Source organism: Niastella vici (assembly GCF_002077945.1).
Lineage (GTDB): Bacteria > Bacteroidota > Bacteroidia > Chitinophagales > Chitinophagaceae > Niastella > Niastella vici.
Genome location: NZ_LVYD01000120.1, coordinates 1 through 2,661 on the forward strand (window position 1 = coordinate 1; position 2,661 = coordinate 2,661).

The window sequence follows — 2,661 nt, forward strand, 5'->3', positions numbered from 1 at the left end:
CCATTCTTGTTTATGTTGACCCACTATTCCTGCATGTTGACCCACCTACTGGAGAAGGGACTGTTTTTTTCTACAGACGATATTCTTGCATGTTGACCCACTTACAATCTCACACACTGCCGGTTTTTCCTTCGCTATTCCTGTATGCTGACCCACCCATGCGGATGTATTTTGCAGGCTGATATCTGACATTCCTGCATGTTGACCCACCCCCAAAATGGTAATAAAAGTTCTGCTTGCTGTCTTTTTGCTCCTCAAATAAAGGAGCATGGCACAAAAACCGATAGCAATGGAACAGTTAAAACAGGTTCTTCAACTTCAAGCCGATGGTATTTCTATTAGGGAGATTGCCCGTCGTGTTGGCATCAGTCGTAATAGCGTTCGTAAATATCTATCCCGGCTCAGGGCAAGTGAAAATAATTCAGACAGAGACCTTACCGATAAAGCGTATAACAATGATATTCTGGAACTGGATGCAGAACGCCTCCGGCAGGTAACAGCTCATTTTAGCGCCACAGGGGCTGAGCTGTCCAGAACAGGCGTTACGCGGCAGTTGCTATGGAAGGAATATCTGGCTCAAAATCCTGATGGATACAGTTACAGCCGGTACTGTTACCATTTAGAACAATATTTTAAAAATCGGGATTTGTCAATGCATCTGGAGTATGAGCCGGCAGACATGACCATGATTGATTTTGCCGGTAAAAAGATGCACTATCTTGACCAGGCTACCGGTGAACGCATCGAGTGTGAAGTATTTGTTGCTATCCTTCCTTTCAGTGGTTTTATCTTTTGTCACCCTGTGCACACCCAGCGAACCGCCGACTTTGCCCACTCCATTAATTCCATGTCAAAGTTCTATGGTGGCGCTACAGCTACTATTGTTTGTGATAATTTAAGAACCGCTGTAAAGCGTGCCGATCGTTACGAGCCAGAGTTTACTGATATCTGCTTGCAGCTTAGCGAGCATTACGGCACCACCTTTAGTGCCACGCGTCCCTATAGTCCACGAGATAAAGCAATGGTGGAACGGGCCGTGAATATCGTGTACAATCATGTATACGGGCCGCTGCGTAACCGGGAGTTTACCAGCCTGGCGGCACTCAACGCAGCCATGCACGAGCAACTGATCCTGCTCAACGACAAGCCTTATAAGAACACTCCGTATAGCCGCCGGTATTTTTTTGAACAACAGGAACGCCACTTGCTTAAACCTTTGCCTGCTGAACCGTTTAGTTCAAAAAAGGTAGTACAGCTCACCGTGCAGCGCAACTATCATATTCAGCTTAGTGAAGACCATCGTTACTATAGTGTCCCTTACCAGTATGTAGGTAAAAAAGTAAAAGTGCTCTACGATGCAAGAGTAGTAGAAGTATACCTGGAGGCTGATCGCATTGCTTTGCATGTCCGTAAAAATAATAGTAAGGCCTACACCACCCTGGCAGAGCATATGCCGCCGCATCACCAGCGCATGCAACAGATCAAAGGTTGGAACCGCGACGATCTGCTTACGCAGGCTTCGCGTATCGGGCCTTCCACCCATCAGGCCGTCACCCTGATGTTGGAAAACAGTATTTATATCGAGCAGAACTATAAAGCTTGCTTCGGTATGCTGATGCTGCAGAAAAAATATACTGCCACCCGATTGGAGGCTGCCTGCACCAGAGCCCTGCAGGGCTCACGTGTCAACTACACCATGATAAAAAACATCCTGGAGCGGGGACTCGATAAGCAGCTATCGCTGCCAGTTCCTCCGCCTTTGCCTGACCATGACAATATCAGGGGTAAAGATCATTATCAATAATCAATTACTCATAAAACAGTATAACAATGAACACAACACAAACATTGCAGCAAATGCAGCAGCTTCGTCTGCAAGGCATGTACCAGGCCTATCGCTCACAACTGGAACTCCCTATGGACCAGCAATTGGAAGGACATGACCTTGTTGCCTACCTGTTACAATCCGAAGAACTAAACCGTGCCAATGAAAAAACAGCCTATTACCTAAAGCTCGCCAAACTAAGGCTACCAGCCACTGTTGAGCAGATCGAATGCAGCGCTGCGCGCAATCTCACCAAACCACAATTGGCTTCATTAGCAGAAGGCCGCTATTTGCAACAGGGAGAAAATATATTAATTACCGGCGCCACCGGCTGTGGCAAGAGCTGGCTCGCCTGCGCCCTTGGACACCAAGCCTGCCTGCAAGGATACAAAACTGCCTATCTGAACATGAACAGGCTTATTGAAAAGGTTACACTATCAAAACTGGATGGTTCTTACATTAAATTACTCAATCACCTTGAACGCCAAACCCTTATTATTCTTGATGATTTTGGATTGCAACCTCTGACCCAGGAGATCCGCCTTACTCTTTTACAACTATTGGAAGACCGTTACGGAAAGAAAAGCATTATTTTAACGTCGCAGCTTCCCGTAGCCAAATGGTATGAATATATAGGCGATCCTACGCTCGCCGATGCCATTATGGACAGGATGACAGCTAATGCAAACCGTATAGAATTAAAAGGAGAATCCCTGAGAAGAAAAAAATCTAAAACCAATCAATAGCTCTTTGTATTTTTAAAGCCACATCAAGCTCTTACTCTTATTGCCAATAACTGGGGTGGGTCAACATGCAAGAACCCTGGGTCAACATGA

At 46.0% G+C, this 2,661-nt stretch carries 2 protein-coding genes; both read left to right on the forward strand.

Annotated features, from left to right (window positions below; genetic code table 11):
- Window positions 1-289 precede the first annotated feature (289 nt).
- Window positions 290-1,804: an IS21 family transposase gene (gene istA / locus A3860_RS37585; protein ID WP_158085490.1), complete on the forward strand. Its 1,515-nt coding sequence runs from the start codon at window positions 290-292 to the stop codon at window positions 1,802-1,804.
- 26 nt (window positions 1,805-1,830) lie between these two features.
- Window positions 1,831-2,571 carry an IS21-like element helper ATPase IstB gene (gene istB, locus A3860_RS37590; protein ID WP_081155752.1) on the forward strand — a complete coding sequence of 247 codons (741 nt, stop codon included), beginning with the start codon at window positions 1,831-1,833 and terminating at the stop codon, window positions 2,569-2,571.
- Window positions 2,572-2,661 lie beyond the last annotated feature (90 nt).